The 24,894-nt window shown below is 61.9% G+C and carries 18 protein-coding genes and 3 tRNA genes; 15 read left to right on the top strand and 6 right to left on the bottom strand.

Annotation, left to right across the window (positions count from 1 at the left end; all coding sequences use genetic code 11):
* The first annotated feature begins 96 nt into the window (after window positions 1-96).
* The 5 genes from lon to AC1D11_RS08670 all read left to right on the top strand — a co-directional run bounded on the left by lon (window position 97) and on the right by AC1D11_RS08670 (window position 3,723).
* Window positions 97-2,526, top strand: coding sequence for an endopeptidase La (gene lon, locus AC1D11_RS08690; RefSeq protein ID WP_477647653.1), 2,430 nt, complete (start codon window positions 97-99; stop codon window positions 2,524-2,526).
* A 74-nt stretch (window positions 2,527-2,600) separates the two neighbouring features.
* A tRNA-Gly gene (locus tag AC1D11_RS08685) sits at window positions 2,601-2,676 on the top strand.
* A 99-nt stretch (window positions 2,677-2,775) separates the two neighbouring features.
* Window positions 2,776-2,849 (top strand) — tRNA-Cys (locus AC1D11_RS08680).
* 82 nt (window positions 2,850-2,931) lie between these two features.
* Window positions 2,932-3,024 (top strand) — tRNA-Leu (locus AC1D11_RS08675).
* 63 nt (window positions 3,025-3,087) lie between these two features.
* Window positions 3,088-3,723, top strand: a complete 636-nt coding sequence (locus tag AC1D11_RS08670; RefSeq protein ID WP_457280301.1) for a DUF6806 family protein — start codon at window positions 3,088-3,090, stop codon at window positions 3,721-3,723.
* Here the strand turns inward: AC1D11_RS08670 and AC1D11_RS08665 are convergent.
* Window positions 3,720-4,391 (bottom strand): TetR family transcriptional regulator, encoded by a 672-nt coding sequence (locus AC1D11_RS08665; RefSeq protein ID WP_477649567.1) that lies wholly within the window; start codon window positions 4,389-4,391, stop codon window positions 3,720-3,722. The genes AC1D11_RS08670 and AC1D11_RS08665 overlap by 4 nt on opposite strands.
* 174 nt (window positions 4,392-4,565) lie before the next feature.
* On the opposite strand from AC1D11_RS08665, the gene AC1D11_RS08660 reads away from it, so the two are divergent.
* The 8 genes from AC1D11_RS08660 (at window position 4,566) to oppF (ending at window position 16,763) form a co-directional block, all read left to right on the top strand.
* Window positions 4,566-5,840, top strand: coding sequence for an efflux RND transporter periplasmic adaptor subunit (locus AC1D11_RS08660; protein ID WP_477649568.1), 1,275 nt, complete (start codon window positions 4,566-4,568; stop codon window positions 5,838-5,840).
* Between the two features lie 12 nt (window positions 5,841-5,852).
* Complete coding sequence (locus AC1D11_RS08655; RefSeq protein WP_477649569.1) at window positions 5,853-9,032, top strand: efflux RND transporter permease subunit; 3,180 nt, start codon at window positions 5,853-5,855, stop codon at window positions 9,030-9,032.
* Window positions 9,025-10,524, top strand: a complete 1,500-nt coding sequence (locus tag AC1D11_RS08650; RefSeq protein ID WP_477649570.1) for an efflux transporter outer membrane subunit — start codon at window positions 9,025-9,027, stop codon at window positions 10,522-10,524. The genes AC1D11_RS08655 and AC1D11_RS08650 overlap by 8 nt, the downstream gene beginning before the upstream one ends.
* A gap of 601 nt (window positions 10,525-11,125) precedes the next feature.
* Entirely contained in the window at window positions 11,126-12,748 is a 1,623-nt protein-coding gene (locus tag AC1D11_RS08645) for a peptide ABC transporter substrate-binding protein (RefSeq protein ID WP_477649571.1), read from the top strand.
* Window positions 12,749-12,914: 166 nt separating this feature from the next.
* Complete coding sequence (gene oppB / locus AC1D11_RS08640; protein WP_477649572.1) at window positions 12,915-13,835, top strand: oligopeptide ABC transporter permease OppB; 921 nt, start codon at window positions 12,915-12,917, stop codon at window positions 13,833-13,835.
* A gap of 12 nt (window positions 13,836-13,847) precedes the next feature.
* Window positions 13,848-14,771 (top strand): ABC transporter permease subunit, encoded by a 924-nt coding sequence (locus AC1D11_RS08635; RefSeq protein ID WP_477649573.1) that lies wholly within the window; start codon window positions 13,848-13,850, stop codon window positions 14,769-14,771.
* Window positions 14,772-14,779: 8 nt separating this feature from the next.
* Window positions 14,780-15,784, top strand: coding sequence for an oligopeptide/dipeptide ABC transporter ATP-binding protein (locus AC1D11_RS08630; RefSeq protein WP_477649574.1), 1,005 nt, complete (start codon window positions 14,780-14,782; stop codon window positions 15,782-15,784).
* Window positions 15,777-16,763, top strand: coding sequence for a murein tripeptide/oligopeptide ABC transporter ATP binding protein OppF (gene oppF, locus AC1D11_RS08625; RefSeq protein WP_477649575.1), 987 nt, complete (start codon window positions 15,777-15,779; stop codon window positions 16,761-16,763). The genes AC1D11_RS08630 and oppF overlap by 8 nt, the downstream gene beginning before the upstream one ends.
* A gap of 66 nt (window positions 16,764-16,829) precedes the next feature.
* Here oppF and AC1D11_RS08620 read toward each other — a convergent pair whose 3' ends face one another.
* The 5 genes from AC1D11_RS08620 to AC1D11_RS08600 all read right to left on the bottom strand — a co-directional run bounded on the left by AC1D11_RS08620 (window position 16,830) and on the right by AC1D11_RS08600 (window position 22,501).
* Complete coding sequence (locus AC1D11_RS08620) at window positions 16,830-17,846, bottom strand: YeiH family protein (RefSeq protein WP_477649576.1); 1,017 nt, start codon at window positions 17,844-17,846, stop codon at window positions 16,830-16,832.
* Between the two features lie 120 nt (window positions 17,847-17,966).
* Window positions 17,967-19,172 (bottom strand): cystathionine beta-lyase, encoded by a 1,206-nt coding sequence (gene metC / locus AC1D11_RS08615; RefSeq protein WP_477649577.1) that lies wholly within the window; start codon window positions 19,170-19,172, stop codon window positions 17,967-17,969.
* A 26-nt stretch (window positions 19,173-19,198) separates the two neighbouring features.
* A complete protein-coding gene (locus tag AC1D11_RS08610; protein ID WP_477649578.1) occupies window positions 19,199-20,194 on the bottom strand; it encodes a Bug family tripartite tricarboxylate transporter substrate binding protein in 996 nt (331 codons plus the stop codon).
* A 68-nt stretch (window positions 20,195-20,262) separates the two neighbouring features.
* The gene (locus AC1D11_RS08605; RefSeq protein ID WP_477649579.1) at window positions 20,263-21,855 is read right to left on the bottom strand and encodes a rhodanese-like domain-containing protein; all 1,593 of its coding nucleotides are present in this window, start codon (window positions 21,853-21,855) and stop codon (window positions 20,263-20,265) included.
* A 58-nt stretch (window positions 21,856-21,913) separates the two neighbouring features.
* Window positions 21,914-22,501 carry a cysteine dioxygenase family protein gene (locus tag AC1D11_RS08600; protein WP_477649580.1) on the bottom strand — a complete coding sequence of 196 codons (588 nt, stop codon included), beginning with the start codon at window positions 22,499-22,501 and terminating at the stop codon, window positions 21,914-21,916.
* A gap of 131 nt (window positions 22,502-22,632) precedes the next feature.
* On the opposite strand from AC1D11_RS08600, the gene AC1D11_RS08595 reads away from it, so the two are divergent.
* Window positions 22,633-23,538 (top strand): LysR substrate-binding domain-containing protein, encoded by a 906-nt coding sequence (locus AC1D11_RS08595; RefSeq protein WP_477649581.1) that lies wholly within the window; start codon window positions 22,633-22,635, stop codon window positions 23,536-23,538.
* Between the two features lie 288 nt (window positions 23,539-23,826).
* A complete protein-coding gene (locus AC1D11_RS08590; RefSeq protein ID WP_477649582.1) occupies window positions 23,827-24,822 on the top strand; it encodes a Bug family tripartite tricarboxylate transporter substrate binding protein in 996 nt (331 codons plus the stop codon).
* Window positions 24,823-24,894: the final 72 nt, after the last annotated feature.

Below are 24,894 nucleotides of genomic sequence, written 5' to 3'. Positions count from 1 at the left end.
GAATGCTTGAAAAGCGCCTCCTGCGCCCCATGTCTGGGTTGATTGTGTTTCGCCGGGCCATGCAACTGGCCGTCACGGCTAACGTTTAAGGTTTATATGTCCGGACAAACTTCATTGCCTTCCACCCCCATTGACCTTCCTCTCCTGCCTTTGCGGGATGTGGTGGTCTTTCCGCACATGGTGATCCCGCTGTTCGTGGGCCGCCCCAAGAGCATCAAGGCGCTGGAGTCGGCGATGGAGGCCGAGCGCCGCATCATGCTGGTGGCGCAGAAGGCCGCGGCCAAGGATGAGCCTTCGGTGGAAGATATGTTCCAGGTGGGCTGCGTTGCCACGATCCTGCAACTGCTCAAATTGCCTGACGGTACTGTCAAGGTTTTGGTGGAAGGGCAGCAGCGCGCCAGCGTGAACAAGATCGAAGAAGGCGAGCAGCATTTCACGGCCAATGTCACACCTGTAGAGTCCGTGGTTGTGATCGCCGGTGACAAGACCAGTGAGATCGAAGCATTGCGTCGTGCCGTGATGCAGCAGTTTGACCACTACGTCAAACTGAACAAGAAAATCCCACCTGAGATCCTCACCTCAATCTCCAGCATCGACGACGCGGGGCGCCTGGCCGACACGATCGCCGCGCACCTTCCGCTCAAGCTGGACGCGAAGCAGGTAATCCTGGATCTTGACAATGTCAAGGCCCGTCTTGAGAACCTGTATGAGCAACTCGAACGCGAAGTCGACATCCTTAATGTCGACAAAAAAATCCGTGGGCGCGTCAAGCGCCAGATGGAAAAGAACCAGCGCGATTTTTACCTCAACGAGCAGGTCAAAGCCATCCAGAAGGAACTAGGCGAAGGCGAAGAGGGGGCGGACATCGAAGAGATCGAGAAAAAGATCAAGACCGCCAAGATGCCGCAGGAAGCCCGAAAAAAGGCCGAGAGCGAGCTCAAGAAGCTCAAGCTCATGTCACCCATGTCCGCCGAGGCGACCGTGGTGCGCACCTATATCGATGTGCTGACCGGCCTGCCGTGGAGCAAAAAGACCAAGATCAAACACGACCTGGGCAACGCCGAGAACGTTCTCAACGAAGACCACTATGGTCTTGAAAAAGTCAAAGACCGCATTGTTGAGTATCTTGCGGTGCAGCAGCGTGTGGACAAGCTCAAGGCTCCCATCCTGTGCCTGGTTGGGCCTCCAGGGGTTGGAAAAACCTCCCTGGGCCAGTCGATCGCCAAGGCCACGGGCCGCAAGTATGTGCGCATGGCTTTGGGCGGCATGCGCGATGAAGCCGAAATCCGTGGCCATCGTCGTACCTATATTGGGGCCTTGCCGGGCAAGGTCCTGCAGAGCCTGACCAAGGCCGGCACGCGCAATCCGCTGTTCCTGCTGGATGAGATCGACAAGCTGGGCACCGACTTCCGTGGTGACCCGTCCAGCGCGCTGCTGGAGGTGCTCGACCCTGAGCAGAATCACACCTTCGGTGACCACTATGTCGAGGTCGATTTCGACCTGAGCGATGTGATGTTTGTGGCAACCTCGAACTCGATGAACATTCCGCCGGCCTTGCTGGACCGCATGGAGGTTATTCGCCTGTCCGGTTACACCGAAGACGAAAAGACCAGCATCGCGATGCGCTACCTGCTGCCCAAGCAGGTCAAGAACAATGGCGTGAAGGAAGAAGAGCTTGAAGTGCAGGAACAGGCTGTGCGTGACATCGTGCGTTACTACACACGTGAAGCCGGCGTGCGCTCGCTTGAGCGTGAACTCTCCAAGATCTGCCGCAAGGTGGTCAAGGGTATCCAGCTCAAAAAGATGACGCCCAAGGTCGTCGTGACGCCCGATAATCTCAACGATTTTCTGGGCGTGCGCAAGTTTAACTATGGCCGTGCCGAACAGCAAAACCAGGTCGGCCAGGTGGTGGGGCTGGCATGGACGGAAGTCGGTGGCGACTTGCTGACGATCGAGGCTGCCATGATGCCCGGCAAGGGCGTGATTACGCGTACGGGATCGCTGGGCGATGTCATGAAGGAATCGGTCGAGGCCGCACGCACGGTGGTGCGTAGCCGCTCCAAGGTTCTCGGCATCAAGGACGAGATGTTCGAAAAGCGTGACATCCATATCCACGTACCGGACGGTGCAACGCCCAAGGACGGTCCCAGCGCGGGCGCCGCGATGACCACCGCTTTTGTTTCTGCGATGACGGGTATCCCTGTGCGCGGTGATGTGGCCATGACGGGCGAGATTACTTTGCGCGGCGAGGTCACGGCCATCGGTGGGCTGAAGGAAAAGCTGCTCGCCGCCTTGAGGGGTGGCATCAAGACCGTGCTGATCCCCGAGGAAAATGCCAAGGACCTGCAGGAGATTCCAGACAACGTCAAGAGCGGCCTGGAGATCGTGCCGGTGAAATGGATAGACCAGGTGTTGCAGGTCGCGCTCGAGCGCCAGCCTGTTCCACTGACCGACGAGGAGGCTGCGGTTGTTGCGCCGGCCGCCGTGGTTCCGCCTGCGGAAGCAGCGGGGACGGTGAAGCATTAATGAGGCCTTTCGCAAAGTTTTTTGCGGCTTTTGGAAAAGCCCAAAAAACTGCGCTATAATTTGAGGCTGTAATCGCGGGAGTAGCTCAGTTGGTAGAGCGCAACCTTGCCAAGGTTGAGGTCGAGAGTTCGAGACTCTTCTCCCGCTCCAATTCAAAGGGCAGCACTTTAAAAATGCTGTCCTTTTTCATTGGGGGTTTCGTTGGATTATTGGGTAAAGCCGTTGGGCTTTATCAGGCAGACAGAATACGGCGCGGTAACAAAGCGGTTATGTACCGGATTGCAAATCCGAGTAGGTCGGTTCGACTCCGGCCCGCGCCTCCATCACAGCTCCCTGCAACCAGCCCCAGTTATGGGGCTTTTTTGTTTGACAATACGCTGCCGGACGTTTGAATACGGCGTTTGAGCCTGAGTGGTGAAATAGGTAGACACAGCGGACTTAAAATCCGCCGCTTCGTGAATAACGGGCGTACCGGTTCGATTCCGGTCTCAGGCACCACGATTGGGCGGCTCACCCACGCGCCGGGCGCGCTTTTGAAAACTGGGTAAGATAAATTCCATCATGTCCCGCTACAACACACCTTTTGAGATCCACGTCCACGGCGAAGTGCCATTGCGCGCGGACGTCAATTTTGAGCAGCTGCAGGAGGCCCTCAAGCCGCTGTGGAAGTACACCGGCTCCAAGTCTCTGGCGGCAGGTGCAGCCAGCGCTTATGAGGAAGAGCCGGGCATCCGGTTTGACGCACAAAAACATTTGCTGCAAATGTGCTGGACAGTCCCTGGCGATGAAGACTTTCGCCAGGCGCTCGACGAAATGTGCATGGGCCTGAACGACCTCGCTGAAGCGGGTGCTCCCATCGAAGTGACCTTCTACGACTCCGACTTTGACGAAGATGAAGGCGCCGACGAAGAGGAGGCCCGTGATGACTTCGCGATGTATTTTGTGGGCCCCACGCCGGCAGCCATCATGCAGGTGCAGCGCGATCTTCTTGTCCAGGACATGATCGGCCTGATGGAGCGCCACTTTGACGGATCAGAGCTCGGTGAGGTCGTTGCGGCCGTCGACAAGCTGTTCGAGCAGCGCTTTGATGCACTGGTGAACTCCATGCAACTCGGTAAACCGCCGCGCGGCCTGGGCGGACCGCAGGGCGGTTCGGGCCACGGCGGCGGTGGCCGCAAGCCCCGGCATTTGCACTAAGCCGGCTTGGGCGAGCCTGAGGCTGCAGGCGAGCCAGGAAAGCCGAGTCCCCGCAGGTAAACATCAATCGCATGCTGGCCGACCTCCAGCAGGTCAAAAGCCCCCGGATCCAGCAGCCAGTTCTGTATCAGGCCATCAATCAGCGCATGCAGCCCCTGCGCCGCCGCTGAAGCCGGCGCAGGCAACTGGAGGCGCATCTGTGCAGCTGCCGCCTCCATGCTTTGCTGGATGCCGGATAAAAAACCACCGCGCACTGCCAGGTGACGCAGACGAACCGCCTGGAGTTCCTCCACATACTCGACCTTCTGGGTCGCTACTTCAAAGACGCGCCGCGTTTGCGCGTCGGTCACAATTTGTCGCAGCGCGTTGGCAGTGGAACGTCGTATCCTGTCCATCGGATTGAGAAGGTCCTCGCCGGGATGTTGCTGTGGGTCAATTTCCTGGTTGAACGCGTTCTCCATGGGCAGGGTGACCCGTTCCATCATGGCATTGAACAGGTCTGCCTTGTCCTTGAAATGCCAGTAGACAGCACCGCGTGTGGCCCCCGCGCGGCGTGCAATGTCCTGCAGGCTTGTGCGTGAGACACCTTGCGCCTGAAACAGATGTTCAGCGGCATCCAGCAGCTTGTGCCGGGTTGCCATGGCTTCTTCTTTTGTCCGACGGGCCAATCAATGTCTCCTGCAAGCCAATTTAGAGGGTTGTCGTTATACATTCACAAATGTATGTAAACTATATCACTCGTAAAAACCCTTATTCTTTTTGTTTTCGGCAAAACGATGACTTGCATCAAACGCCGCTCACATATTCCGCTCTTCGCTTTTTTCCCAAATTTGAGGATCAGCATGCCCAAGTCCCGTATTGTCCATTCGCCTTTGTTTCAGTTTGCGCCATACCAGCCTCTCGTCCTGGTTGCTGCACTCACATTGTTCCTGGCCGGATGCGGCAAGGGGGCCGGCGCTCCCGGCGGAGCACCGCCTCCTGCGGAAGTGGGTGTGGTGACAGTCACCCAGGGTGACGTCGGTTTGGTGACCGAGCTGCCGGGCCGCCTTGAGGCTTCACGCGTGGCACAGGTCAGGGCTCGCGCGGCCGGTATCTTGCAAAAACGGCTGTTTCGTGAAGGCAGCGACGTAAAAGAAGGGCAGGCGCTGTTCACGATTGATTCCGCACCGTATGCGGCCGCCGCTGCCAGCGCGAAAGCGGGCCAGGCGCGTGCCGAGGCCAATCTGGCCCAGGCCGCCGCATTGGCCGAGCGTTACAAGCCGCTGGTAGAAGCCAACGCCATCAGCAAACAGGAGTATGCCAACGCTGTCGCGGCACAAAAGCAGGCGGAGGCCGACGTTGCCGTGGGCAAGGCGAATGTGCAGACAGCCAGCATCAACCTGGGCTACGCCGCAGTGACGGCCCCGATCTCGGGCCGCATTGGCCGCGCATTGGTCACCGAAGGCGCGCTGGTTGGCCAGGGTGAGGCCACCCAGCTGGCTGTGGTCCAGCAAATCAACCCCATGTATGTGAACTTCACGCAATCCGCTCCTGAAATCATGAAGCTGCGTGCCGCCATGGACAGTGGCCAGTTCAAACGTGCCACCGGTGCCGAAGCGGCCAGCGTGCGCATCGTGCTCGAAGATGGCACTGAATACGCCCGCCCCGGCCGCTTGCTGTTTTCCGACCTGACGGTCGACTCCACGACGGGGCAGGTGACCCTGAGGGCTGAAGTGCCCAATCCCGGTGGTCAGTTGCTGCCCGGCCTCTATGTGCGCGTACGCCTGGAGCAGGCGCAGGCCAGCAACGCCATCACCTTGCCCCAGCAAGCTGTCACGCGCACTGCGCAGGGCGACACTGTCATGGTGGTGGGTGACGACGGAAAAGTCAGCCCGCGTCCCATCAAGATCGGCTCCGCCAAGGGCAACCAGTGGGTGGTGCTCGACGGCCTGAAGACCGGTGAAAAAGTCATGGTGGATGGGTTCCAGAAACTGCAGCCAGGTGCACCCGTGAAGCCCGTGCCATGGCAACCGGCCGGCACGAAGCCGGCGGATGCGGCTTCTGCCCCGGTATCAGCTGCCTCCGGCGCGCAAGCCGCTGCGCCTGCTGCCTCCGCTGCTTCTGCAGCAGCGAAGTAAGGAGCCAAATACATGGCCAAGTTTTTCATTGATCGGCCGATCTTTGCCTGGGTGATCGCACTGTTCATCCTGGTGGTCGGCGGCGTGGCGATCACGCAGTTGCCGATTGCACAGTACCCGCCCGTCGCGCCGCCCTCGATTGTCGTCAACACCGCCTATCCGGGCGCCTCTGCCCAGACGCTCGAAGACAGCGTGTTGTCGGTGATCGAGCGCGAAATGAACGGTTCACCCGGGCTGATCTACATGGAGTCGGTGGCGCAGGCTGACGGCTCCGGCAGCATCACGCTGAGCTTCGAGCCCGGCACCAACCCCGATCTCGCGCAGGTGGATGTGCAGAACCGCCTGTCGCGCGCCTCACCGCGGCTGCCCGCCGCCGTCACGCAGCAAGGCGTTCGCGTCGACAAATCACGCTCCAACTTCCTGCTGTTCATCATGCTGTCGTCCGACAATCCCGCGCACGACCCCGTCGCGCTCGGTGATTACGCTTCGCGCAACATCGTGCCCGAGATCCAGCGTGTCAAAGGAATCGGCCAGGCCCAGCTCTTCGGCAGTGAGCGCGCCATGCGCATCTGGCTGGATCCGGCCAAGCTCACGGGTTTCAGCCTGTCGGCAAATGACGTTAACAACGCCATCCGCGCGCAAAATGCCCAAGTGTCGGCCGGCAGCATCGGCGACCGCCCCAATGTAGCGGGGCAAGGCATTGCTGCCACCGTGGTAGTTACCGGCCAGCTTGCCAATGTCGAGCAGTTCGGCAACATTGTCCTTCGCGCCAACACCGACGGTTCATCGGTGCGCCTCAAAGACGTGGCCCGCATTGAACTGGGTGGCCAGACGTATGCCACGTCGGCTCGCCTGAACGGCAAGACGGCGATCGGTATCGGTGTTCAGCTGGCACCCAGCGGCAACGCGCTTGCCGCTGCCAAGGCCGTTCGAACCAAGATGACCGAACTCGAGCGCTATTTTCCGCAAGGCATGAAGTGGAGCATCCCCTACGACAGCTCGCGTTTCGTCAAGATTTCGATCTCCCAGGTCGCTGAAACATTGTTCGAGGCCGTAGCCCTGGTGTTCCTGGTCATGTTCCTGTTCCTGCAGAACTGGCGCTACACCATCATCCCGACCATCGTGGTCCCGATTGCATTGCTGGGTACTTTTGCCACCTTGCTGGCGCTCGGTTTCTCGATCAACGTGCTCACCATGTTCGGCATGGTGCTGGTGATCGGTATCGTCGTCGATGATGCGATCGTGGTCGTCGAAAACGTCGAACGCATCATGACCGAAGAGGGGCTGCCGCCGCTGGAGGCCACCCGCAAGGCGATGGGCCAGATTTCGGGCGCCATCATCGGTGTGACCGTGGTGCTGATTTCCGTGTTTGTGCCTTTGGCATTTTTCGCGGGCTCGACCGGCAACATCTACCGCCAGTTCTCCGCCGTGATGGTTTCGTCCATCGGCTTTTCCGCCTTCCTGGCCCTGTCGCTCACGCCGGCCCTTTGCGCCACGCTGCTCAAGCCGGTTGAGGCTGGGCACCATCACGAAAAGAAGGGCTTTTTCGGCTGGTTCAACCGGGGGTTCTCGCGCACCGCAAAAAGCTATGAAAGCATGGTCGCGCGCATTCTCAAGCGCGCCGCGCGTTACCTCGTGATCTATGTGGCCATCATTGCTGCTGTGGCGGTGGTATACCTGCGTTTGCCCACATCCTTCCTGCCCAATGAAGACCAGGGCAACCTGCTGGTGAACGTGCAATTGCCGCCGGGCGCAACTTACGAGCGCACGCTTTCGGTGATGGAGAAAGTCGAAGGTTTCATGCTCAAGCAGCCGGAAGTCGAAAGCATGGTCGGCGTGCTTGGCTTCAGCTTTTCCGGCCAGGGCCAGAATGCCGCGCTGGCGTTCGTGACGCTCAAGGACTGGAACGAGCGCGACGGCGAAGCGCATTCGGCCTCAGCGATAGCAGGACGGGCTTTCGGCGCCCTCATGGGTGTGCGTGATGCCTTCATCTTTCCCCTCAGCCCCCCACCCATTCCCGAACTGGGCACGGCCTCGGGCTTCAGCTTCCGCCTGCAGGACCGCGGCGGTGCGGGCCATGATGCGCTTATCAACGCACGCAACCAGCTTTTGGGCATGGTTGCCAAGAGTCCGGTGCTCACACAGGTGCGGCCCGACGGCCTGGAAGACGCGCCGCAGCTGCAGCTCGACATTGACCGCGACAAAGCCAATGCGCTGGGCGTGCCGTTTGACGCGATCAACGCGGTCCTGTCCACCTCGCTGGGATCCAGCTATGTGAACGACTTCCCCAACCAGGGACGCCTGCAGCGCGTGGTGGTCCAGGCCGACGCGCCTTCGCGCATGCAGCCCGACGACCTGCTCCGGCTCAACGCCATCAACAGCCGCGGCCTGCCGGTTCCGTTGTCGTCGTTTGCCAGCACGCGGTGGATCAAGGGTGCCATGCAAACAGTGCGTTACAACGGCTACCCCGCCGTGCGTATCAGCGGCAGCGCAGCCCCAGGCTACAGCTCGGGCGCAGCGATGGCCGAGATGGAAAAACTCGCAGCGCAACTGCCGCAGGGCTTCGGTTTCGAATGGACGGGCCAGTCGCGTGAGGAAAAACTCGCCGGCTCGCAAGCCATGTTGCTCTATGGTTTCGCCATCCTCGCGGTGTTCCTGTGCCTTGCAGCCCTGTACGAAAGCTGGAGCATTCCGCTCGCGGTGATCCTGGTGGTGCCGCTAGGCGTGATCGGTGTTTTGCTGGCAACGCTGCTGCGCAGTTATTCGAATGACGTGTACTTCCAGGTGGGGCTGATCACCATCATCGGCCTGTCGGCGAAGAACGCGATTCTGATCATCGAGTTTGCCAAGGACTTGCAGGCGCAGGGCAAGGGCGTGATCGAGTCGGCACTGGCTGCCGCGCATCTGCGGTTCCGACCCATCGTCATGACGTCGCTGGCCTTCGGTCTGGGCGTGCTGCCGCTGGTACTGGCTTCCGGCGCCGGCTCCGCGAGCCAGCGCGCCATCGGCACCGGCGTGATCGGCGGCATGATCACCGGCACGATCCTGGCTGTGATTTTCGTTCCGGTGTTCTTTGTGGTCGTGCGCGGCCTCTTCAAGGGCAGCGAGCGGCAAAACAGGATGTATTCGGAGCATGCCAAAGCAGCAGGCATCACCGGAGAAGAAGGAAGTGAAGGTAAAGCTCATGAGTAAATCCAGCATGAAACCCAGGTTCCCGCAGCTTTTGGCGGTTGGTGCTGCGGCACTGCTGGCCGGCTGCTCGATGATCCCGAAGTACGAGCGTCCGGCTGCGCCCGTCGCAGACCAGTGGCCGGCTGTTTCCGGTTTCACCACTGGTTCCGCGCAGGCGCAGCCCGTTGCTGCCGCCCCGGCCGTCGCGGCAGCCGACATCGAGTGGCAGGCTTTTTTCAGCGACCCCAAACTGCGGCAGCTGATTGAGGCCGCGCTGCGCAACAACCGCGACCTGCGCATTGCCGTGCTCAACATCGAGCAGGCCAGGGCCCAGTACGGGATCCGGCGTGCCGACCAATTCCCCACGATCAATGCCGGCATCACCGGTTCGCGCCAGCCCAATGCCAACGGTAACGGCAGCATCACGAGCTCCTACACCGGCGGTTTGTTGATGCCATCCTACGAGCTCGACTTTTTCGGCCGGGTCTCCAGCCTGAAAGAAGCGGCATTGGCGCAGTACCTGGCAACGGAAGAAGGTCGCAAGACGGCGCAGATCAGCCTGATTGCGTCGGTGGCCAACACCTACCTCAGCCTGCTGGCCGACGAAGAACTGCTGGCCATCACGCAGCAAACACTGACCACGCGGGAAGAATCCTTCAAGCTCAGCAAGCTGCGCTTTGACAACGGCGTAGCTTCCGAGCTGGATTTCCGCCAGGCCGAGTCATTGACCGAAGCGGCCCGCGCATCGCTGGCCCAACTTGTGCGCCAGCGTGCGCTGGACCAGAACGCCCTGACCCTGCTGATCGGCCAGCCGTTGAGCGGTGACCTGGCGGTGGCCTTGCCTGCCGGCAAAGGCCTGGCCGACGCACCCATGATGGTGGACGTGCCAGCGGGGTTGCCGTCTGATTTGCTGGAACGCCGCCCAGACATCCGCCAGGCCGAGCAACAGCTGCTGTCCGCCAACGCCGACATCGGCGCTGCCCGCGCGGCTTTTTTCCCGCGCATCTCACTTACGGCTTCTGCCGGCAGCGCCAGCTCGCACCTGTCGGGCCTGTTCAAGAGCGGATCCTACGGCTGGACGCTGGCGCCGCAACTGATCCTTCCGCTTTTTGATGCGGGCCGTAACCGTGCCGGGCTGGATTCGGCCAACGCCGGGCGTGATATTGCCATCGCCCAGTACGAAAAGTCCATCCAGACAGCTTTCCGTGAAGTGGCCGATGCGCTGGCGGGCCGCGACACCTTGGGCGAGCAGCTGCGTGCCCAGCAGGCGCAGGCCAATGCTGAGGCAACACGTTTCAAGCTGGCTGATCTGCGCTACCAGAACGGTGTGTCCAGCTACCTGGACCAACTCGATGCGCAGCGCTCGCTGTTCGCCGCACGCCAGGCGGTGGTGCAAACCCGGCTGGCCCAGCTGCAAAGCCAGGTCACGCTGTACAAGACCCTGGGTGGCGGCTGGAAAGAGCCGCCTGAGGAAGCCTTGAGCCTGAAGGCGTCCACCCAGCTCAGCCGCTGAGCGGGTGCGCGGCGCCTGAGGGCGTCCGCAGGGGCCAGACACCCGTGCTACAAGATTGATAGCTGCTTGCGCCCACGGTTATTGGGCTGGCAGCTATTTTTATTTAAATTCTCACAAGAGCGGGGCGGTCGGCTTTCTTCCGGCACCCAAAATTCAGGTGATTTGTGCCTGCAAGCCAATCATCTTGGGCGCAAGCTGCTATCAAAACAATAGCAACCCTGCGGACACTCGCCATGGCGTCAGAAGGCGCCGCCGCTTCGCCGCCGGAATTGCGTGAAGGCTTGAGCCAGGCACTGGCTCCGCCCGTGCCGCGATGCACGGCTTGAATCGCGGTACCTGTCCGTGCCCGGTGGCTGCCGCCTCGCTCGTTCAATTGTGAGCAAGTGTTCCCTATGTATCCCCTTGACTTCCGCGCCACCCATGGCTTCGCGAAGGCACGTTAATTGCTGAAGGGTTACTCCCTACGGGGCCGCGCCTGGCGCGGCGGTATATTCGCGCCGACTGACAGGCAAACGGGGGCTCCTCTCACGAAAGGGTCCCCGTTCCATCAACCATGGCGGGCCACAAGCCCGCCAATTTTCTATTCGGGAGTGCAACAGGCATGAACTCAAACTGGACGATGAAGGCGCTGACAAGCGCCGTGCTGCTGGCCTCGGCCGGCCTGGCTGGCCTGGCGGCTGCGGCCACGGTGCCCGCGGGCGTGAAGCTGCATGAAACGCAGGAGCTTGTCCGCAACAACGGTTCCGAGCCTGAAACCCTGGATGCGGCACTGGCGACCGGTGTTCCGGCCAACAACGTGATCCGTGACATGTTCGAAGGGCTGGCGGCTGCCGACCAGAACGGCAAGATCGTCCCTGCCGTGGCAGAGAGCTGGAAGCAGGTCGACCCCCTGACCTGGGTCTTCAAGCTGCGCAAGAACGCCAAATGGTCCAACGGCGACCCGGTGACGGCCGAAGACTTCATCTACAGCATGCGCCGCTTCGTCGATCCGGCGACCGCCTCCAAATACGCTTCCACCTACGGCGTCTTCCTGCTCAATGCCAAAGAGATCATTGAAGGCAAGAAACCCGTTACCGAACTAGGCGTGAAAGCCATCGACCCCTATACCCTGGAAATCAGGACACCTTTCCCGGTCGGCTTCCTGCCCGAGGTCGTTTCCAATCCGCAGCTCGCACCCCTGCATAAAGCCACCATCGAGAAATTCGGCAAAGACTGGACCCGGCCCGCCAACATGGTGAACAACGGCGCCTTCTCGCTGAAAGACTGGCAGGTCAACAGCAAGATCATCCTGGTCAAAAACCCGGCGTACTGGGATGCGAAGAACGTCCAGCTCACCAAGCTCACCTACCTCTCGGTCGAAGACGGCAATGCCGATGTGAAGCTTTATGAATCGGGCGAGAACGACTGGGTGTACCAGTTGCCGCCCGGCACCTTCGACAAGTACAAGGCACAGTACCCCAAGGAAATCCGCAACACCGACATGCTGGGCCTGCGCTATTACTCGCTCAACAATGCGGACCCGGCACTCAAGGACGTCCGTGTACGCAAGGCGCTGTCGATGGCGCTGGACCGCGACATCCTCGCGCAGCGCGTGACGGCCGACGGCCAGACACCTGCTTACGGTGTGATCGTCAAAGGCACCTCGGGCGCTGACGTGACCTCTTACGACTGGGCCAAATGGCCCGCCGACAAGCGGATCGCCGAAGCCAAAAAGCTCCTGAAGGAAGCGAATCTTCCACCCGGCACCAAGCTCAAGTTCTCCTACAACACCAGCGATTACCACAAGAAAATGGCCATCTTCGCAGCCTCTGAGTGGAAGACCAAGCTGGGCCTGGACGTTGAACTCGAAGCGATGGAGTTCAAGGTGCTCATCAAGAAGCGCACCGACAAGGACTACCAGATCGCCCGCAACGGCTGGATCGCCGACTACAACGACGCCACCACCTGGCTCACGCTGGTGCAGTGCGATTCCGACCAGAACTACCACAACAGCTGCAACCGCAAGGCCTCGGCGCTGATCGATGAAGGCAACCAGTCGATGGACCCGGCCAAGCGCAAGGTGCTGCTGACGCAAGCCGCAAAGATGATCATGGAAGACTATCCCATCATCCCTTTGCTGCAATACACCGTGCCGCGGCTGGTCAAGCCTTATGTGGGGGGGTACTCGACCACCAACGCGCTGGACCGCTACCGCGGCAAGGACCTGTACATCATCAAGCATTGATGTCCGAATGGCGGGCGCCGCCGTGCGCCTGTCTGTCCTTGATCTGCCTTCCACCGCCTTTCAATGTTTTTTTCTGATGCCTCGCAGGCTTTTCAGGGCTAAGCTGTGTCTGGCCCACGCGTTCAGGCGCTCACACTGACATTGACCTAGCCCGGAGATATTCCCCATGTGGTCCTACACCTTCAGGCGCATCCTCGCGACGGTCCCCACCTTGCTGGCCGTCGTCACCGTCTGCTACCTCCTGCTGCACGGCACGCCGGGCGGGCCGTTTGACGACGAGCGCAAGGTGTCCGCGGCAGTGCTGGCCAATCTGCAGGCCAAGTACCACCTCGACCTGCCACTGTGGCAGCAATACCTGTACTACCTCAACAGCCTCCTGCATGGCGATCTGGGCGCTTCGTTTCGTTATGCCGACTGGTCTGTCAATGAACTGGTCGCCAATGCGCTGCCGGTTTCCGCGGCAATAGGTGGGGGCGCCATCGTGATCTCCTTCTTTCTGGGTGTGTTCCTTGGCACGGTGGCCGCCGTGCGCCAGAACAGTGCGGTCGACTATGGGGTGATGCTGCTCGGCAACGCCGGGCATGTGTTTCCGTCGTTTGTGATCGGCCCGGTCCTGATTCTGGTGTTCGCCGTCTGGCTCAAGTGGGCGCCGGCCGGGGGCTGGAGCGATTTCGCCCCGCGTTTCATGATCCTGCCCATGCTGCTGCTGATCTTCATCAACGTGGCCACCATCGCGCGCGTCATGCGCGGCAGCCTGATTGAGGTGCTGCACAGCAACTTCATCCGCACCGCGCGCGCCAAGGGCCTGCCCATGCGCACCGTCATCCTGCGCCACGCCCTCAAGCCCGCGCTTCTGCCAGTGGTGTCCGTCATGGGTCCGCTGGCGATCTCATCGATCACGTCGGCTATCGTGACCGAGTCGGTGTTCTCCCTGCCGGGCATCGGCAAGCTGATCGTCAACGGCGCCGCCAACCGCGACTACACGCTGGTACTGGGCCTCGTTGTACTGGTGACCGTGATTGCCGTCACGCTGAACCTGCTGGTGGACCTGGCCTACGCCTTGCTCGACCCGAAAATCCGGTACTGAGCAGGGATCTGCATGTTGTTTGAACAAAAAACCAGACAAGACCAGCTCGCCGCGGCTGTTGGCCAGACGCTGGCCGACGCCGAGATCCACGGCCGCAGCCCCTGGGCGGATGCGCGCGTACGCTTCATGCGCAACAAGGCCGCGGTGTTCAGCCTGTACCTGCTGGCATTCATCACGCTGTGTTGCATCGTCGGGCCCTGGCTGCTGCCGCATGCCTTCGATGCGGCCGACTGGGACGCGATGAGCCTGCCACCCACGCTCAAGAATGCCCATTTTTTTGGCACCGACGAGTCCGGCCGCGACCTGTTGGTGCGCAGCCTGGTGGGCGGCCGCGTGTCGCTGCTGGTAGGGTTCCTCGCGACGATGTCGGCCGTCACGCTGGGCATTGTCTGGGGCGCGACGGCGGGCTTCATCGGCGGCAGGGTAGACGCCTTCATGATGCGTGTCGTCGACATGATGTATGCCGTGCCTTACCTGCTGATCGCCATCCTGATGGTGACCATATTGGGGCGGGCTTTTTACCTGGTGGTGATCACCATCACGGTATTTTCCTGGATGAACATGGCACGCGTGGTGCGCGGCCAGACGCTGTCGCTGCGTTCCAAGGAGTTCATCGAAGCAGCCCGCGCACTGGGTGTGCCCACGCGGCGCATCATCTTCCAGCACATTGTTCCCAATCTTCTGGGCATCGTTGCGATCTACACCACGGTCACCGTGCCGGCCGTGATCCTGGTCGAGTCCGTGCTGTCGTTCCTGGGGCTGGGCATCCAGGAGCCCATGACGAGCTGGGGTGTGCTGATCCACGACGGTGCGTCCGTCATGGAAGTCTCGCCCTGGATGCTGTTGTTTCCGGCGGGCATGCTCTCGTTGACCCTTTATTGCTTCAACTACATCGGGGACGGCCTGCGTGATGCGCTCGACCCCAAAGACCGCTGAGCCGCACCATGAGCCTGATTGAAGTCAACAACCTCGGCGTCCAGTTCCAGACCCAGGACGGGCTGGTCTATGCCGTCAACGGCATCAACTTTGCGCTGGAGCGCGGCCAGACCCTGGGCATCGTCGGCGAGAGTGGCTCCGGCAAAAGCCAGAGCGTGCTGGCCATGATGGGGCTGCTTGCCGGTAACGGCAAAGCCACCGGTCAGGCCTTGTACAAGGGCCAGGATCTGCTGGCCATGAAGCCGGCCGAGCTCAACAAGATACGCGGCAACCGCGTGGCCATGATCTTCCAGGACCCGATGACTTCGCTGAACCCCTACCTGACGGTAGAGCGGCAGATGACCGAGGTGCTGCAGTTCCACAAGGGCTTTGACCGCAAGTCCGCCCGCGCCAGGTCGGTGCAACTGCTCGATGCGGTCAAGATCCCGGAAGCCGCACGCCGCATCACCATGTACCCGCACGAATTTTCGGGCGGTATGCGCCAGCGCGTGATGATCGCCATGGCCTTGCTCTGCGAGCCCGAAGTGTTGATCGCCGACGAGCCCACCACGGCGCTGGACGTGACTGTGCAGGCGCAGATCATCGCCTTGCTGCGTGACTTGCAGCGTGACTTCGGCACCGCGATTGTCATGATCACGCACGACCTGGGCGTGGTAGCCGGTCTGTGCGATGAAGTCATGGTGCTATACGGCGGGCGTGTGATGGAGCAGGGCAGCGCCGACAGCATTTTTTATGGTGCCTCTCACCCGTATACCGTGGGCCTGCTGGGCGCCATACCGCGCCTGGACGCGGACGACGAAGCGCTTGTGGCCATCCCCGGTGCACCGCCCAACATGGCGCGGCTTCCCAAGGGCTGCCCGTTCAGCGAGCGCTGCGCGCTGGCCGTCGCGCAGTGCCGTGATGTGATGCCTGCGTTACTGCCGGCCTCGCACAACCCGGCGGTGCTGAGGGCCTGTCACAAATCAAGCGAGGCTGTGTCTGAACTTGCTGCCAGGGGAGCCGTCCATGCGTGATGCCTCTCAACCTATTTTGTCGGTGCGCGACCTGAAGGTGCACTTCAGGATCAAAAGCGGCGCCTGGCCCTGGTCGCCGGCGCGAATCCTGAAAGCCGTGGACGGCATTTCCTTCGACATCCATGCGGGCGAAACGCTGGGTGTGGTGGGTGAGTCGGGCTGCGGAAAATCCACCTTGGCGCGTGCGGTGCTGAACCTGATTCCCGCCACCGCCGGCAGCATTGTCTGGATGGGGCAGGAGATGACGGGCGCCTCTCCCCAGGCCTGGCTGGGTGTCAGGGCAGACATCCAGATGATCTTCCAGGACCCGCTGGCTTCGCTGGACCCGCGCATGACCATTGCGCAAATCATTGCCGAGCCTCTGCGTACGCATCGCCCGCGCATGCCCGAGGCCGAAGTGATGCAGCGCGTCAAGGCCATGATGGGCCGCGTCGGCCTGATGGCGCAGCAGATCAATCGCTACCCGCATGAATTTTCAGGCGGCCAGTGCCAGCGCATCGGCATCGCGCGGGCGCTGATCCTGGAGCCCAAGCTCATCATCTGCGACGAGCCGGTGTCGGCGCTGGATGTGTCTATCCAGGCGCAGATCATCAACCTGCTCAAGGCACTGCAAAAGTCCATGGGCCTGGCGCTGATCTTCATCGCGCATGACCTGGCCGTCGTCAAACACATCAGCGACCGTATCCTGGTGATGTACCTCGGGCATGAAATGGAAGTGGCAAAAAAGAAAGCGCTGTATGCCGCGCCGCGCCACCCCTACACGCAGGCATTGCTGTCGGCCATCCCGATTCCCGACCCGGCGCTGGAGCGCAAGAAGGTGATCCAGCTGCTGCAGGGCGATTTGCCGTCGCCGATGTCGCCGCCGTCGGGGTGCGTGTTCCGAACGCGCTGCCCGCAGGCCATTGCGCGCTGCGCTGAAGAGGTGCCTGAGCTTCGCCGCCTGGACGACCAGACGGAAGCAGCTTGCCTGCTGGCTTGAGGGGTTTTATGTCTGCAGCCTAATAAGGGCGGGCGCTAGCAGCTATTAAAACAATAGCAATCTGGTTCAGGCCCGAAGAACGCAGAGGTACGCGGCGAACACCGCGGCGAGCCACACGCTTTCTACCAGCATCAACGCCATGGGCCGCCAGCCCAGCCGCACCAGTTCCTCGAACGAGGTTTTAATGCCCAGCGCCGAAATGGCGATCACCAGGCAAACCCGGGAGACATGGCCCAGCGCGTTTGTGAGCTGCTGTGTGACCACGCCCGCGCTATTTAGCAGTACCAGCGCCATGAACCCCACCAGGAAAAAAGGCAGCAAAGGCGCGCGCTGGCCAGCATTGCCTGGTGTGCTGATCTGCCGCCGCCAGTAATAGGCAAGCACCGCTACCACCGGCACCAGCAGCGTGACACGGAACAGCTTGACGATCACCGCCACATCGCCGGCATCATGGGAAATCATCAGGCCTGCACCTACCACTTGTGCCACGTCGTGGATCGTGCCGCCCAGAAAGATGCCGGCGCTGGTTTCGTCCAGGCCCAGCACCTTGACCAGCAAGGGGTAGACCACCATTGCCAGCGTCGACAAGCCTGTTACGCCGACCACGGTGAGCAGCGTGTGGCGCTCGTTCTCCTCGGTTTTCGGCATGACGGCCGCAACCGCCAGTGCCGCCGACGCGCCGCAGATGGACACGGCTGCACCGCAGAGCAGGCCGAAGTCGGTGGCAAGGCCCAGGCGCCGGGCCAGCCAGGCGCCCAGTGCAATGGTGCTGGCAACGCCCAGCAGGGCAGTGGCCAGCGGGCCGATGCCGAGCTGGCCGATTTGCGCCAGCGTGATGCGGGCGCCCAGCAAGGCCACACCGATGCGCAGCAGGGTTTTGGCGCAGAACTCGATGCCGGGGCGGCAACGCGCATCCTGGTACAGGAAATGAAACGCCAGCCCGAACAGCAGCGCGTACAGCAGCTGCGGGCCGCCGTAATGCTCGGACAGGAAACTGGCACCCAGCATGATGAGAAGCGGCGAGGCAATGCCGGGCCAGAGATTACGGGTGTATTGAAGCCAAAGGTGTGCGTGGCTGGGCATGGTGATGCAAACCTGAAGAAAAAGGGCAGGCGAAATCCGCCGCGAAAAGGCGGATGAAAAGGAGTGGGGGAGAAAGAGGCTGGGGACTAGGATAGAAGCCAGGGCACGGAGGTAAAACCCTCAGGCAGTCAATGCTTCAAGCCCCTGCTGCAAGTCGCTCACCAGGTCGGCTGGGTCTTCCAGTCCGATGTGCAGGCGCACGATCTGGCCGTGGCCCGACCAGTCGGTCACGCTGCGGGCACCGCGCATGTTGGTCAGCGTAACCAGGCTTTCATAGCCGCCCCATGAAGCGCCCAGGCCAAACAGCCGCAGGCCGTCGATCAGCCGCTCGGCGGCAGCCTGGTCGAAGGTGGGCTGAAGCTCGAAGGACAGCAGGCCATTGGTGCCCTTGCAGTCGCGTTGCCAGATGGCGTGGCCCGGATGGCCGGGCAGGGCCGGGCAGAACACGGTTGCCACTTCGCCGCGCGTTTGCAGCCAGGCCGCCACCTTCAGGGCACCGCTTTCATGGAGGGCCAGGCGCGCGGCCATGCTGCGTGTGCCGCGCAGCACCAGGTAGGCATCGTCGGGGCTCACCGTCATGCCGAAGGCATCGCTGCGTTCGTTCAGCGCCTGCCAGGCGGCTTGCGTTGTGGCTACGGTGCCCATCATCACGTCGGAGTGTCCCGACAGGTATTTGGTGGCCGCCATGATGGACACGTCGGCGCCCAGCGCCAGCGGCCGGTATTGGTAGCCTGAGCCCCAGGTGTTGTCGGCCACCAGCAGTAGACCCCGCGCACGGGCAATGCCGGCCAGGTGCGGCAGGTCGCACATTTCATAAACCAGCGAACCCGGGCATTCGGCATAAATCATGCGCGTGCCGGGCTCGATTTTTTCTTCCACGTCGCTGCCGTCGGCCGCGAAGAAAGTGCAGCGGATGTTGTAGGGCGTGAGGAAGGACTCCACCAGCTTGCGCGCCGGTTCGTAGACGCTGTCCGACATCAGCAGGTGGTCGCCGGGCTTGAGGTAGGACAGCAGCGTCATCGCGATGGCGGCCAGGCCTGTAGGGAAGAGACGCGTACGGTACGCGCCTTCAAGCTCGCTGACCATGTCTTCCAGCGCGTAGTTGGTCGGGTTGCCGCGCGCCCCGTAGGTGAACACGCGCTCCTCGCCGCGGCGCAGGCGCATCTCGTGCTGGTGCGCCGTGTTGTCGAACAGCACGGTGCTGGCGCGCACCACGGCCGGGTTGACCGGCCGGCCTCCGTCATAGGCCGGCTGCTTGCCGGCGTGGACCAGGCGGGTCAGGGGTGACGCACTGGGTGCGGTGGCCGGTGGTGTTTTTTTGCTCATGTCGGGGCGGTTTGATGAATCCGGGGTCAGTCTAGCTTGGCGCCCGAGAGCTTGACGACGCGCGACCAGCGGGCAATGTCCGCCTTGAGCTGCGCGGCAAAAGCCGCCGACGTGTTGCCCACCACTTCGCTGCCGCCGTCGGTGATCAGCTTGCTGACTTCCGGCGACTTGAGCGAGCGCACGATGCTGTCGTGCAGGTAAGCCACGCGTTCGGGTGGCGTGCCCGCCGGTGCGAAGAAACCGTACCAGTCTTCAAAGGTCGTGTTCTTGTAGCCCAGCTCTTCCAGCGTCGGCACCTTGGTGAACACGCCGATGCGGCGCGGGCTGGTGACGGCCAGGGCGCGCATCTTGCCGTTCTGGATGAAGCTGGAAACCGAGGCGGTGGAAGTGATGAGCACGTCCACCTGGCCGCCCAGCAGGTCGGTGATGGCCGGTGCCGCGCCCTTGTAGGGCACGTGGGTCATGCTGATGGCGCTGTCTTTTTCCAGAACCACGCCGACGAGGTGCGAGAGTGTGCCATTGCCGGGCGTGGCATAGGTAACTCGACCGCCTGGGACTTTGGTCTGCGCGGCGAGGTCGGCAAAACTTTTCAGGGGCGAGTTGCTGGCCACTACCAGCACCAGCGGTGCGGCATTGATCTGGGTGATGGGCAGGAAGTTCTTCAGCGGATCGAACCCCGGCGAGGCATACAGCGAGGGATTGACGGCCATCAACGAGACCTGGCCCGTGAGCACGGTGTAGCCGTCAGGCTTGGCGTCCGCAACGGCTTTGGCGCCTATGTTGCCGCCGGCACCACCGCGGTTGTCGACGATGGCGCTCTGGCCGGTGATGTCGGACAGGCGGCTGGTCACGAAGCGCGTCGTGGCGTCATTGCCGCCGCCTGCCGGGAAGGGTGACACGAACTTGATGGCCTGGTTCGGGAAACCGCCAACCTGGGGCATGGGCTGGGCAGAGGCGGCACCGTGCACGGCGAGCAGGGCGCAGCACAGTGAGGCTGCGGTGAATTTCAGTTTGGCAAGCATGAGGGCTCCTGAATGAATTGGGGCAAAAGATGAATAAAGAAAAAGAGGCGGCGCGGGCCAAGTCGGTATTACGCGGGGTGGGCGGCCGGGGCATCAGGCAGCTGGAATGCCTTCAGTTCCAGCGCGTCGAGCTGCCCGATCAGGTTCACTTCCCAGGCCAGGTACTGGCGGGCAGCTTCCTTGTTGCCGTCATGCCGGTCATGCACAAAGAACAGGTAGTCGATGCAGTCGCTGTCGGCGGGAATGTTGTCAGTGGCCTGCAGCGCAAAGCCGGCGGCGCGCCAGCCATCGAGGCCGCCTTCGAGCAGGCTGGCCTTCAGTCCCAATGTCTGGAGGTCAACGGCCGCGCAGGCGGCCGCAGCGGGCTCGTCGGCAATCAGCACCACCGGGCGGTGTTCACCGGCCAGCGCCTGCGGCAGGCGCGGCCGTATGGACCAGCGTGTACCCGCGATGTGGTTTTGGCGAAACTGCATGCTGGGACGCAGGTCGATGGCGACCACGGTGCCATCGGCCAGCCCGGCCGACAGGGCGGGTGCGGTGGTGGCGGGCAGCGCGGGCAGGGCCACGGGCGCCGTGGCGGGCAGCGCCAGGCCACTGGCCAGGCCCTGGTCCAGCACGCTGGCGTCGTGACCCAGCTGGCGCAGCCAGCTGGCGACCGTCAGCGCGCGTATGCCGTCCGTATCAAACAGCACCAGCCGGGCCTGGCGCACGCCCACATACTGGTCGGTGGCCTGGATTAGCTGGCCGCCCGGCGTGTGCTGCGCGCCGGGCAGGCTGCCGCGTGCAAATTCTTCGGGGCTGCGGACATCGCACAAAAAGAGCGTGCGCTGCGTGTCGCCGGCCCAGCCGCGCACAGTCTGCGCGTCAACGACAGGTACATCGAAACGCTTGGCCAGCGCCTGGGCTGCCGCGCGCATGCCGGCGGGCTCTGTGGGCTGGGCCGAGTCCTTGTAGCGGCGCGTGCCGCCGTGCTCGAGTTTGAAGTCGGCGAGGTACCAGCCCTGGGTGCCGTTTTCCAGCGCCGATACAGGGTTGCGCAGACCAAGGTTGATCAGCGTTTGCGCGCCTATGATGCTGCGCGTGCGGCCTGCGCAGTTGATCACGATGTGGGTGTTCTCGCTGGGGACCAGGTCGCGGATGCGCAGGGCCAGTTCGCCGTTGGGGCAACTGATCGCCGTCGGGATGTTCATCTTGCGGAACTCCGAAAACGGCCGCCCGTCCAGCACCACGACGTCGTCCTTCCGCGCCAGCATGGCTGCCAGTTCGGTCGCGCTGACGCGGGGCGTGTGATAGACCTGCTCGGCCAGTTCGCCGAAAGTCTTGGATGGCACGTTGACGCCGGCAAACAGAGGGAAACCGGCGGCTTGCCAGCCGGTTGTGCCGCCCTGCAACACCTGCACGTCGCTGTAGCCGAGTGCGCTGAAGCGGCGCGCGGCCAAAGGTGCTGCGCCACTGCCGTCGGTGTCATAAACCACTAGCCGCACACTGCGGCGCGGCGCTAGGCGCGGTGCGTCCAGCTCAAGACGGCTGTAGGGCAGGGGGATGCCGTAAAACAAATGCGACTGGCCGTACTGGCCGTGCTCGCGCACATCAAACAGTGCGATTTCCGCGCCGTCGTGCAGCCAGGCTTTCAGCGTGGCCGCGTCTACAAAACGTGTCATGGGATAGGGGGCGTGTAGGTTCGGAAATTCAGGGAAGGGGGTAAGGGTGCGCGGGGGTTCAGCGGCGTGTCTGCACGCCGATGCCCATGGTTTCGTACGTGCCTTTTTCCAGGTCGTAGCCGGTGCGCGTGTTCAGCGTTTCAAGCGCGCGGCCATACATGTGCAAGTGGCGTATCACCTGGCCGGCCGGAATCTCCACGGAGTGGATGTCTTCGGGCATCAGGGCGATGCCCGTGCCGGGCTCGACCACGACGGCGTTGACCTCCTTGAGCTGCGCTTTGCCCGGCACTGAGCCGTCATCCTGGCGTTCGTACACGCGGTTGATCTCGGAGCCTTCCACGGCACTGATGCAGGCCCAGGTCGTATGGTTGTGCGGCACGATGCGTTTGCCGGGACGCATCACGTTGAGGTAAAGCGCAAAGCTCTGGTCGGCGTCTTCAGCGATCAGGTAGCGCGCCTGCAGTTCGGGGCTTTCGGGCGCAGCGAAATCCGTGGCGCTCCACAGCTCCTTCTGGCCGGCCAGCTGGTTCAACACGGCCAGCACTTTGGCCAGGGACTGGCGATTGGCCTCGCCGCTCCCAACAATAATTTTAATGTTTTGAATGGCGGCGCCAACTACCTGGTTGCGCTCGACTGCTGCGGTCATGGGCATCTTCCTGAGTGAAGTTTTGGGTTTACTTGGCCTAATATAGTCAACTCGCATTTCTGAAACAACTCAGAAATAGAGATAAATACATTAACATTTGTAATAAGTAGATATTGGCAAAACGCTTGGAAATGAAAACCCTTGATCTGGAATTACTGCGAGCGCTGGTGGCCATCGACGAGCAGGACAGCTTTGCCAGCGCCGCCGTGCAGCTGGGCAAAACGCAATCTGCGGTGACGCAGCAAATGCAGCGGCTGGAAGACCAGATCGGCCACCCGCTGTTTGAAAAGCATGGGCGCCAGAAGCGCCTGACGCCGCATGGGTTAAAGCTGCTCGGTTACGCGCGCCACCTGCTGGCCATCAATGATGATGCCTTGCGCAGCCTGCAGCAAGGCAACCTGGAGGGTGCACTGCGCATAGGCGCGCCGCACGACGTGGCCGACACCATGCTGCCGACGCTGCTGGCACAGGTGGCGCGTGCTTCGCCGCTGTTGCAGCTCGACATCCATGTGGGGCGCAGCCCTTTCCTGATGGAATCCCTCAAGCGCGGGGAGATCGACATGACTATCTCCAACCGCAACGACCCGGCGCTCGACGGCGTGGTGCTGCGTACGTCACCCACGGTGTGGTTGTGCTCAGCCAGCTACGTACATGATCGCGCCAAGCCGGTGCCGCTGATTCTGGTGGAGGGCCCCAGCGTATTTCACAGGCTGGCGCGAGAGGCACTGGACGCTGCCGGAATTCCCTGGTCGCCGAGCTATACCGCTTCCAGCCTGATCGGCATCAAGGCTGCGCTGCGTGCGGGTTTGGGCGTGACTGCGCGCGGCATCGAGATGGCGGGCAGCGACCTTCGCGTGCTGGGCGAAAACGATGGACTGCCGCGTTTGCCTGAGCTTGATTACTACCTGTTCATTCGAAAGAATGTCATAAACCCGGTGACACGCAAGGTGTTCGAGATGCTGAAATCCAACCTCGGTTTGATTCGCAGCGCGGCGGACCCGGCCATCCCCGCCGCGCGTGCCGATCGGGAAATTTAAGCGCCGTCTGAAAAAGCGAACGGCCGGAATTCCGGGGGGAAACGCATCCGCGAATGTGTTGCAGACTTTTTAATTACTTTGCTGAAAGTATGCGCATGTGAATTTGCGGTGTCGCGAGACCACAAAAAATAAACGCGCGAAAAACGTTGGACGCGAGCCACATGTAGCGGTTGTATCTGCGTGGTAACACGGTGCATGCGTCATCTGCGGTGTACGCTCGCCGGGCGCTGACGATGCCCACGAGGAGGTGGGGTTGTCTCGCGTATCCGATCAATGCAAGGAGAGTTCATGTCAGTTTCAACATTCCCCATCAGGCGGCGCACGCTGCTTGCTGGTTCTGCAGCCACCCTGGCGCTTGGCGCTGCGCCCGCATGGGCTGCCTACCCCGACAAGCCCATCAAGATCATCGTTCCCTGGGCAACGGGCGGCAGCACCGATGCCATTACCCGCGTGCTCGCACAGCGGCTGAGCGAGGGGCTGAAGCAACCCGTGATCGTCGACAACAAGCCGGGTGGCGCTGGCCACGTGGGCATTGACCAGGCCGCCAAGTCGGCACCCGATGGCTATACGCTGGCGATCGTGGAGTTGTCGCACGTGTACGCGCCCGCAGTTGTTGCCAACCTGCCTTACGACATGCTGCGTGACTTCACGCCGATCACGCTTGTGGGTACATCGCCCATGGTGCTGTTTACCGGCATGGGCCCCGAAAACAGCGACTTCAAGACTTTCCTGAAAACTTCTTCAACCGCCAAGGGTGGGCCACCTGCCATGGCGAACAGCGGCACAGGGTCTATCAGCCACCTGGTGGGCGAGCTGTTTTCCCAGGAAACCAAAATCAAGTTCAACATGGTGCCTTACCGCGGCGGTGCGCCGGCGATGGTTGACCTGGCTGCCGGCCAGGTGTCCTCTTACTTCGCCACGCTGGCGACCGGCTCCAGCCTGATGGCCTCCGGAAAGGTCAAGGCGCTGGCGGTGACGGGCCGCAAGCGCTCGGACGTCCCTATCCTGCGCTCCTTGCCGACGATGACAGAGCTCGGCTTGAAGAACATGGATGTGGCGCAATGGTGGGCGCTTGTTGCACCGGCGACCACTCCGCTAGAAGTTACCGAGCGGCTTCGCCTCGAACTCCTGAGTGCGATGTCGGATTTCAAGGTGGTGGAACGTATGTCTGCTTTGGGTGTGGAAATGAAAGGTACTTCACGCGACCAGTTGCGTGGATTCCTTCGGGCGGAGTCGGAGCGCTGGCGCACTCTGGCGCGTAACGTGGGACTGAAGCCGCAATAACTTCAGTTGCTTCAAAGGATTCGGCTCATCACTGAGTCGATGAGTACCAGCGCCGGCGAGTCCTGCCGGCAC

The sequence above is a fragment of the Polaromonas sp. P1_E11 genome, from assembly GCF_056405995.1.
Note: the sequence above shows the minus strand (reverse complement) of the source record. Positions and strands in the feature narration are given on the sequence as shown.

What these genes read in the sequence shown, in the direction of transcription:
- AC1D11_RS08595 (WP_477649581.1), top strand. Translation starts at nt 22,633, where the DNA reads ATGAAAACCCTTGATCTGGAATTACTGCGAGCGCTGGTGGCCATCGAC.
- AC1D11_RS08600 (WP_477649580.1), bottom strand. Translation starts at nt 22,501, where the DNA reads ATGACCGCAGCAGTCGAGCGCAACCAGGTAGTTGGCGCCGCCATTCAA.
- AC1D11_RS08590 (WP_477649582.1), top strand. Translation starts at nt 23,827, where the DNA reads ATGTCAGTTTCAACATTCCCCATCAGGCGGCGCACGCTGCTTGCTGGT.
- AC1D11_RS08630 (WP_477649574.1), top strand. Translation starts at nt 14,780, where the DNA reads ATGAGCCTGATTGAAGTCAACAACCTCGGCGTCCAGTTCCAGACCCAG.
- oppF (WP_477649575.1), top strand. Translation starts at nt 15,777, where the DNA reads ATGCGTGATGCCTCTCAACCTATTTTGTCGGTGCGCGACCTGAAGGTG.
- AC1D11_RS08645 (WP_477649571.1), top strand. Translation starts at nt 11,126, where the DNA reads ATGAACTCAAACTGGACGATGAAGGCGCTGACAAGCGCCGTGCTGCTG.
- AC1D11_RS08655 (WP_477649569.1), top strand. Translation starts at nt 5,853, where the DNA reads ATGGCCAAGTTTTTCATTGATCGGCCGATCTTTGCCTGGGTGATCGCA.
- AC1D11_RS08660 (WP_477649568.1), top strand. Translation starts at nt 4,566, where the DNA reads ATGCCCAAGTCCCGTATTGTCCATTCGCCTTTGTTTCAGTTTGCGCCA.
- lon (WP_477647653.1), top strand. Translation starts at nt 97, where the DNA reads ATGTCCGGACAAACTTCATTGCCTTCCACCCCCATTGACCTTCCTCTC.
- AC1D11_RS08610 (WP_477649578.1), bottom strand. Translation starts at nt 20,194, where the DNA reads ATGCTTGCCAAACTGAAATTCACCGCAGCCTCACTGTGCTGCGCCCTG.
- metC (WP_477649577.1), bottom strand. Translation starts at nt 19,172, where the DNA reads ATGAGCAAAAAAACACCACCGGCCACCGCACCCAGTGCGTCACCCCTG.
- AC1D11_RS08620 (WP_477649576.1), bottom strand. Translation starts at nt 17,846, where the DNA reads ATGCCCAGCCACGCACACCTTTGGCTTCAATACACCCGTAATCTCTGG.
- oppB (WP_477649572.1), top strand. Translation starts at nt 12,915, where the DNA reads ATGTGGTCCTACACCTTCAGGCGCATCCTCGCGACGGTCCCCACCTTG.
- AC1D11_RS08650 (WP_477649570.1), top strand. Translation starts at nt 9,025, where the DNA reads ATGAGTAAATCCAGCATGAAACCCAGGTTCCCGCAGCTTTTGGCGGTT.
- AC1D11_RS08635 (WP_477649573.1), top strand. Translation starts at nt 13,848, where the DNA reads ATGTTGTTTGAACAAAAAACCAGACAAGACCAGCTCGCCGCGGCTGTT.
- AC1D11_RS08670 (WP_457280301.1), top strand. Translation starts at nt 3,088, where the DNA reads ATGTCCCGCTACAACACACCTTTTGAGATCCACGTCCACGGCGAAGTG.
- AC1D11_RS08605 (WP_477649579.1), bottom strand. Translation starts at nt 21,855, where the DNA reads ATGACACGTTTTGTAGACGCGGCCACGCTGAAAGCCTGGCTGCACGAC.